8 protein-coding genes are annotated in these 7,394 nt (G+C 45.0%); 2 read left to right on the top strand and 6 right to left on the bottom strand.

Annotated features, from left to right (window positions below; translation table 11 throughout):
• Positions 1 to 322: hypothetical protein (locus tag A3848_RS12350; RefSeq protein WP_218618999.1), on the top strand; the 322-nt coding region annotated here is incomplete at its 5' end.
• Here A3848_RS12350 and A3848_RS12345 read toward each other — a convergent pair.
• The 4 genes from A3848_RS12345 to A3848_RS12330 form a co-directional block, all read right to left on the bottom strand.
• Positions 309 to 1,742: an SIR2 family protein gene (locus A3848_RS12345; RefSeq protein WP_074085231.1), complete on the bottom strand. Its 1,434-nt coding sequence runs from the start codon at positions 1,740 to 1,742 to the stop codon at positions 309 to 311. The two genes, A3848_RS12350 and A3848_RS12345, sit on opposite strands and share 14 nt — an antisense overlap.
• Before the next feature lie 413 nt (positions 1,743 to 2,155).
• The gene (locus A3848_RS12340) at positions 2,156 to 2,458 is read right to left on the bottom strand and encodes a hypothetical protein (protein ID WP_143192388.1); all 303 of its coding nucleotides are present in this window, start codon (positions 2,456 to 2,458) and stop codon (positions 2,156 to 2,158) included.
• A gap of 10 nt (positions 2,459 to 2,468) precedes the next feature.
• On the bottom strand, positions 2,469 to 2,810 hold the full coding sequence (locus A3848_RS12335) for a hypothetical protein (RefSeq protein ID WP_143186405.1): 342 nt from the start codon (positions 2,808 to 2,810) through the stop codon (positions 2,469 to 2,471).
• Positions 2,811 to 2,993: 183 nt separating this feature from the next.
• Positions 2,994 to 3,590 carry a TetR/AcrR family transcriptional regulator gene (locus A3848_RS12330; RefSeq protein ID WP_074085228.1) on the bottom strand — a complete coding sequence of 199 codons (597 nt, stop codon included), beginning with the start codon at positions 3,588 to 3,590 and terminating at the stop codon, positions 2,994 to 2,996.
• A 119-nt stretch (positions 3,591 to 3,709) separates the two neighbouring features.
• Between A3848_RS12330 and A3848_RS12325 the strand changes: the two genes are divergently transcribed.
• A complete protein-coding gene (locus A3848_RS12325; RefSeq protein WP_074085227.1) occupies positions 3,710 to 4,702 on the top strand; it encodes an acrylyl-CoA reductase family protein in 993 nt (330 codons plus the stop codon).
• Between the two features lie 81 nt (positions 4,703 to 4,783).
• On the opposite strand, the gene A3848_RS12320 is transcribed toward A3848_RS12325, so the two are convergent.
• Both A3848_RS12320 and A3848_RS12315 read right to left on the bottom strand, forming a co-directional pair.
• Entirely contained in the window at positions 4,784 to 5,533 is a 750-nt protein-coding gene (locus A3848_RS12320) for a cupin domain-containing protein (RefSeq protein WP_371916089.1), read from the bottom strand.
• Between the two features lie 143 nt (positions 5,534 to 5,676).
• Entirely contained in the window at positions 5,677 to 7,269 is a 1,593-nt protein-coding gene (locus tag A3848_RS12315) for a sensor domain-containing diguanylate cyclase (protein WP_074085226.1), read from the bottom strand.
• Between the last annotated feature and the right edge of the window lie 125 nt (positions 7,270 to 7,394).

Genomic DNA, 7,394 nt, shown 5'->3' with positions numbered 1-7,394 from the left:
AGACTACTTATACCATGATTCAACTGAAAAACGGTTAGTAATTACCAAAGCTCAAAATATATCCAACTGTGTTTTATACGAGGTTATAAAAGTCATGATACAAAATATTGATATAAGAAATAAGCAAGCTTATCTTAACTCTAATCTTTTAGATCGTTATGTAGTAAGTCTATTTAAATTAATTGATATAACTTATGAAAAAACTTTTAGAGAAACTGAATTAACACGAGAAGATAGCGCACTTACACGAAAAGCCATAGATATTTTATTAAATTGGTATTACCAAAATTATGAAAATATAGAATACCCTAAACCTGGGTGAAAATATTATTGATTTTACGAATGTCCTTTAATATAGAGATAATACAGTCAATCAATTTATCTGCATCTTTTTCTGAAGATAAAATATTTATATATTTTTTAAGATAAGGAAAATCCTCGATTCTTTCCTTTAAAATATTAAATATTTCCTCGGAAGCATATCCTGTCGAACCAATGGGAATAATATACTTTTTATATTCTAGAGCCATTTGAAATTCTTCTAGAACACCAGTTGAATTAACGATATGTCCATCAACAAGTTTGTTTCCAAAAATAAATACACTTACACCAGCTGAATTCACCATTTCATTATGATAGTGTAATTTCAATTGATGGTCAGTTTCAGTAGTAACAGTTCCAAAAGGTGACGGTCGCATAGTTAAATATTTATCAACATTCATTTTTTTGGAATTCATAATTTCGTTTAAAGCTCCATTTATTATGTGACTCCCAACACCATTCCCAAAACCTGATATGACACGAAAATTATTTTTTATTAATGACTGAGAAAGCTTATTCATAAGATAAGATGGATTGGTCCACTCTCCATACTCATAAGCACTACCTGAGATGAAGATGCTTTCCAACATATATTTTCTTTTTATTTCTGAAAGAATAAGTGTAATATCGTCATAACTTTTTAGTAAAACAGCATTAATTGAATACCTTTGAAGATCTTTTATTCTTAGTTCTTGTTTTACTTTTGCATAATTATATTCTTCAATTGTTTTAAAATGACTAGGATTAACTTCTTCGAAAAAACAATAATGACTTCTCTGATTCGTTGATAGTAATGTTCGAATATGACTTAATATATGGGCTAAATTTGGATCCTCAAAACTAAAGCCTATAAACAAAAATGTCTTTGAAATTAGGTCTCCTTGTAATGAAGTTGTAAATAATGATCTTTTTTCGTTATAGGACTCGTAATCATCTTTAGTAAGGATTGCTTTAGATGGATCCGAAATGTCTCCATGCATTTTGTAAACTACTACATTTCTTTCAGGCATAGTAGTAGCTAAGTTCTCTTGAATGATTTTTGTATCAACTACCTTACCGAATTTTTTAAGCTGTGTTTCGATAAGTTGATCATAGTTAGTCGTCCAATAAGTGTCTATTGGTAATGATGCCAGTATTTCAATATTTTTATTGGGGGCTGCTGCCCTTGTGAATTGATCAATAATAATTTGATTTAAATTAGATCTTCCGCCTCTTTCGTTTCGATAATACTGTGCAACTGCTACTAAATCTGTTTCTTTATCTATATCTAAATTAATATCCTCTGCTAAATCTCTAAGTAGTTCTTTCCAGTTGACAAAGCCCACGGAAGCAGAAAGACCAGAACCTGCAAAAATAGCGGCATGCCCCTCATCAACTGCTTTATGGTACTCTCTTATAAATTCTTTAATCGAAACGCTCATAAAACTACCCCCAAATAATTCGTAGTTATTAGGCCATAAACCCACTGATTTGTGGCCGCCCTTTCCTTTTAACAACCTGTACCTTAGGCATAAAAAAAGCTCAAACTACTATCCCAAAGTACTGAATTTAGTTCTTTTTTCATCCCACGAAAATATATATTCGTCCTTAAATACCATAATCCTCCTGTAACCGAGCTTGAATTTCATGAAATTCTACAAATGTAGACAAAAAAAGACAGCCCGATTAGGCCGTCCTTCATACCTCTAGATATTCCTCTTGAAAGCCTAAGGTCTATAGATCTCTTCCAGCAATACGACCTTCTCCCCAACGATGCAACCCGGAACAGCATTTCTTTTACCTCGGAGGCAATAAAGTCATTAAGCGGAACGAATTTCAGCCTAGCCCCGTCCAATTAGGCAATGAGTACCTCTGGTTTAAGGTTGACACTCCCAATAGATTCACTTGAGTTACTGAAATAAATTCCATTCGTCAGGGAGCCTGCATCCGGTTTGCCGTCCTCTTGGGCAGCTGCCTCGGCCTCATCGCCGGAGAACCATTTCAACTCATCGAGGTCAAGTATCACAGAGCCTCCGCTGTTGCTCAGGTTTTTGACAAAAGCAAGCTTATCCTCCACTTCAGGCAGCTTCAGAATGTTCATCCGCAGCTTGTAGATCTGCCCGGCATCCACTTCTCCACTTGCTCTCCTGGTCAACATGCTCCCTCCGCTACTTGGGAACTTCCCAAGTCTGCGCAAGCTTCAGTAATTCTTGTTCAGCGGCATCCTCGTCACCGGTCACTTGAGCTTCAATATAATAGGTATCCGTTCCGTCTTTGAGGTCTTTGCTGGGCCGCTGAATACAGAGCCAATACTGCGTGATATCCGGGACGGACAGGACAGCCGGACCGCCATGCAGGAACTTGATCAGGATTCCTTCTCCTGCGGGAAGCTGTAGTGTGCGCCGCCATAGCTCTTCTGAATGATTCGGTATGCTGATATAATTCTGCGGGTTTGTCTGATGGCCGAGGGAAATCTCCATATTTTCCAGCGCTATCTGTTTGTCTTCCACTATATATTTTGCTGGTTCTTCGTGCCCCAGACGAATCCTGTTGACTGTGGGTTGAGAGGTAGCCCAAGACTGGGAATAGATCCATATTGCAGCAGAAAGGCAGAGCATACTAATAAGCAAGAGATAACTCCATTTTGTCCTCATAGGCACTCAGCCTTTCAACGGTTTGTTATTTGCCATATTCTAAGAGCTCAGCACCTTCATCACCGCCGCATAACAGGATTCTTTGAACACGGCATGAAGCTCGTCGTTGTTCGTCATTAGCCACTGGATCAGACAGCCGTCGATGATTGCACGAATGACTGGGGCCGTTGTCTCCGGGGACAGCTCCTTGGCAAAAATCCCTTCCTCCTGCCCCAGCGTCAGCACCTCTGTGCTTATCCGAGCGCAATTGTCATAGAAACGCTGATTAATCTCCCTGTATACCGGTATCCGGCTGGCCCTCGCCAGGAAATCCAGATACACACGGTAAAAGGAACGGTTCTTCGCCGCATCGGGGAACGCAGAGTCGATGTAAGCCTTAAGCTTGCCGGTCGCTGTCTGCTGTTCTTGCACCGCTGCCTGCTCTTTGGCGGATATTTTGCCGGTCAGCCATTCCAGCAGCTCCACAAGCACTGCTTCCTTGTTGTCAAAATAATAATGCACAACCCCTTTACTGACTTCGGCATGATCAGCGATCGTCTGCAAGGTCACGGAATCATACCCCAGCTCGGACAACGCCTGAAAGGCGGCGAACAAAATCTGTTTGCGTTTCACTTCGGATTTCTTGTAGCGTACCATACGACCTCCGCAAATTAGGGAATAATGTACATTATATCATAGATAATAAAAAGTTGACCGGTCAGAATAAATAATATATAACATACTTACCATTACAATTCGTCTAAGGAGAGACTTACATGACAGAAACGTTTCAAGCTTTGGTTGTGGACAAAACGGAGACTTTATCCGTGGCGGTACAGCCGCTGACTATGGAGAAATTGCCTGCCGGAGAAGTACTGATCCGAGTTGCATATTCCAGTGTTAACTATAAAGATGGCCTCGCGAGTATCCCGAACGGGAACATTGTCCGCAATTATCCTTTTATCCCGGGCGTCGATTTGTCGGGAACAGTTGTTTCCTCCGCAGACCCGCGTTTTCAGGAAGGGCAATCCGTCATTGCCACCGGGTACGGCATTGGGGTATCCCATTTCGGCGGCTTCAGCGAGTATGCGCGTATTCCTTCTGAATGGGTCATGCCACTGCCTAAAGGCATTACGCTGCGGGAAGCAATGATCTATGGCACTGCCGGTTATACCGCTGCCATGTCCATTCTGGCAATCGAAGCTCATGGCGCTGCGCCGGATAAGGGCAAAGTGCTGGTCACCGGCGCAACCGGTGGTGTCGGCGGCTCGGCCGTTGCCATGCTTGCCAAGAAAGGCTACCAGGTCACAGCCAGCACCGGCAAAGCAGATGCAGCTGATTATTTAAAGGCCCTGGGTGCTGCCGAAGTCCTCTCGCGCGAGGAGGTCAGCGGCGGTTCAGGCAAACCGCTGGACAAGCAGCTGTGGCAGGCCGCCGTTGATGCCGTCGGTGGTGCTCCACTTGCTGCAGTTCTCAGCAAAATTGCTTACGGCGGCTCCGTTGCCGCAAGCGGATTAACCGCCGGAACATCGGTTCCAACGACAGTTCTTCCTTTTATCTTACGGGGTGTTAGCTTACTTGGAATCGATTCGGTTGCTTGTCCGATGGAGCAGCGCATTCAGATTTGGGACCGGATGGGCTCCGATCTGAAGCCGGAACTGCTGGACGCGCTTGTGGACCGCGAGGTCACCTTAACCGATCTGCCCGCTGCCCTGGAAGATATCTTGAAATCCAACACACGGGGCCGCGTATTGGTCCGCTTGTCTTAATCAATGAAGCCACCCGCAGGGAGCAATCCCGGGGTGGCTTTTGTTTTATCTGATTATGAAGGATTTCACTTCAACCGCTTGTTATACATTCCCCCCAATATCAACCGCATTCTGTATACCCGGATAAATCTGGACATAGGGCTGCTGGCGGTACTCCTGAACATACGGCTGGCCGTAGTATCCATGCGCAGGGGTTGGCTGGTAACCGAAGGGCTGAAGCATATGCGGAGCTTGGGCTTCCATGTATGGAGCCATATTATTGGCGTATGCCGTGTTTGCTACCGCGGACTTGCCGGGTTCACAGCAATCTGCAGGCGGTCCGATGAAGGTTCCAGGTTTCACCGGTGCCAGCACTTCCTTGAGTTCGGCTTCATTCATGCAATACGTGTGAGCAAGCACTTTTGGCGGTGTAAGCGTCAGCAGATCGGAGCCCAGTATGACTTCTGGTACCGGGGCATTGAAGATCGCCAGCAAATGAGTGCAATCGGTGGTAGCCACCTCATAATGCCACCAGCCTTGCGGCACATTCGCCACCTGGCCCGGTGTGATGGGGAAATGCAGCAACTCATTCGTAAATGGATTGATCAGGGAGACGACTGCAGCACCGGAGATACAATAGACCAGTTCAGCGGCATTCTGGTGGTAATGGGGTTCCACTACGTTGGACTTGCTGAGAAAAATGTCTAGAAGGGAGGTATTCTCCAGCGTATTAAGCTCTTTGATTGACAGCGTATTGATATAATTACAGTCATCCTTCTTAAACGTTGTGTTACAGTTCACATCAAAGCTAAATTGTGTATTGGGTGATTTGTAATCCATGTATGAAGTCACCTGGCTATCCTTCCCTTCCGCAAACCGGTTTTTATTGTTCTTACGATAGGATATGTACCCGCCCAGGCCCAGGTGAATAATTATCTCCGGCTGCAGCAAGAAGAAACGGCACCCCCTTTTTAAGGGGCATGCCGCTTCAACATTTATTCATCTGCTATAATCGTCCGGTTCCTGCCCTGGCCCTTCGCCGAATACATCGCACGGTCCGCCTGCTCCAGCAGCTCCTCAAGGGAGTCCCCATGGCTCGGATAATGAGCGATCCCCTGTGAGGAGGTTACCTTCATCGCCAGCGGAACTTCACTGGCCTCGAGCGTTTTACGGATTCGTTCCGCAACGATATAGGCGTCGGCAGCCTTGGTTCGCGGAAGAAGCACTACAAATTCCTCCCCGCCATAGCGGCAACAGACATCCCCCGGACGAATACTTGCTTTCAGTATACCCGCAACCTGCTTCAGGACCTCATCCCCTGCCAGATGACCATAGGTGTCATTCACAAATTTGAATTTGTCGACATCCAGCACAATCACGGAAAAGGAAAATTGCGCGGCAATCCACTGATTCATTGTAATATCAAGAGATCGGCGGTTGGCAAGTCCCGTCAAAAGATCAGTCATCGCTTCCTGGGTGAGCTGATCTGTCTGTTTCTGAATATCACTCCAAGCAATGGCCACCGCTTTGGTCAAGAGGTCTGCTTCCCGGTTCCAATGCGGTTTCAGCACAGGGAGTTCAGTCTTTTCCTTCCCCACCTTGTTCATCAGATCAGCAAGCATGACAAACGGCTTGGCCAATTGATGGGCTATTACAAGGGCCAGCAGCAGCATAATCACAAAAGGGATCAAAGTATAGGCAAGTGTTTTGCGGATATGGCCCCATAGCTCATCCTGAATTTTGCTCACGGGTGAAACTACAGCAACTCCCCAGCCATTGGCCGGAACACTTGAATAGCCAGCCAGCATAGGGATACCTCTTACATTAACTGCTTCCCTTTGCCCGCTGTGTCCTTTCATTAATTCCTGCACGATCTCACTTTTGCTGATGTCCTCATTGAGCCGTTCCTTATCAGGATGAAACAAGAGATGCCCGTCCGCACTGACGATGTAATAATAGGAGCCCGATGAATCAATTTCATTATCGTTACCAAAAATCATACTCAGAATATTGCTATCCTGCAGATAAATGGTTCCGCCCAGCTGACCAAGATAATGCTTATCCCGGTCATACATCGGTTCACTCATAAAAACAATCATTCTGCCGGTTGAAGCAGTGGTAAAAGGCTCTGAGAGATATGGAAGTCTAAGACGAAGCGCTTCCACAGCCCAAGGGGACTTAATCGATTTGCCTGCCATTCCAAGCGTTGCCGGTGAAGCATTACGGATGACACCGTCAGCACCAACCAGGAGAATTGAATTGAAATAGGTGCTGCTCTTGCGCATCAATTCCAGGTAATCGTCAACTTGTTCCGGTTGTACCTCATTGATCTGGGACAGTTTGTCTGCACTATACACCATACTGCTGCGCATAGACCGGAAGAGTGAATCCACTGTCTTGCTCATGCGTTCAGCATTGGAGAGATTTAAATTCAGGGTCGTCTCGATCAGAGACTTTTTTTTCGATTGATATGAAGCGGTAAGCAGGATCGTTGAAGTCAGCAGAACCACCAATGTGACCAGACCAATCAGCAATAGGGTAAGACTGAGTTTCTTTTTCGGTTGTCCTGCTTCTCCCAGTCCAGGCATTGCTCAACCTCCTTATGTTACTGGGCGGCCGTTGCCGACAGGTCCATCTGATATTAATTATATACGATTGGGAAACAGAGTCTACACACAGTTTATATTTCCAAAACCACCGACAGGCTACGCAA

The organism is Paenibacillus sp. P32E (genome assembly GCF_001909085.1).
In the GTDB taxonomy this organism is placed as follows: Bacteria; Bacillota; Bacilli; order Paenibacillales; family Paenibacillaceae; genus Paenibacillus_AQ; species Paenibacillus_AQ helianthi.
The sequence above is the reverse complement of the archived record's forward strand: the minus strand, read 5'-3'. Positions and strand labels throughout refer to the sequence as shown.

Bases quoted from the DNA above. Each gene is read 5' to 3' on its own strand.
- A3848_RS12340 (WP_143192388.1), bottom strand. From the start codon at position 2,458: ATGTTGACCAGGAGAGCAAGTGGAGAAGTGGATGCCGGGCAGATCTAC.
- A3848_RS12330 (WP_074085228.1), bottom strand. From the start codon at position 3,590: ATGGTACGCTACAAGAAATCCGAAGTGAAACGCAAACAGATTTTGTTC.
- A3848_RS12315 (WP_074085226.1), bottom strand. From the start codon at position 7,269: ATGCCTGGACTGGGAGAAGCAGGACAACCGAAAAAGAAACTCAGTCTT.
- A3848_RS12345 (WP_074085231.1), bottom strand. From the start codon at position 1,742: ATGAGCGTTTCGATTAAAGAATTTATAAGAGAGTACCATAAAGCAGTT.
- A3848_RS12325 (WP_074085227.1), top strand. From the start codon at position 3,710: ATGACAGAAACGTTTCAAGCTTTGGTTGTGGACAAAACGGAGACTTTA.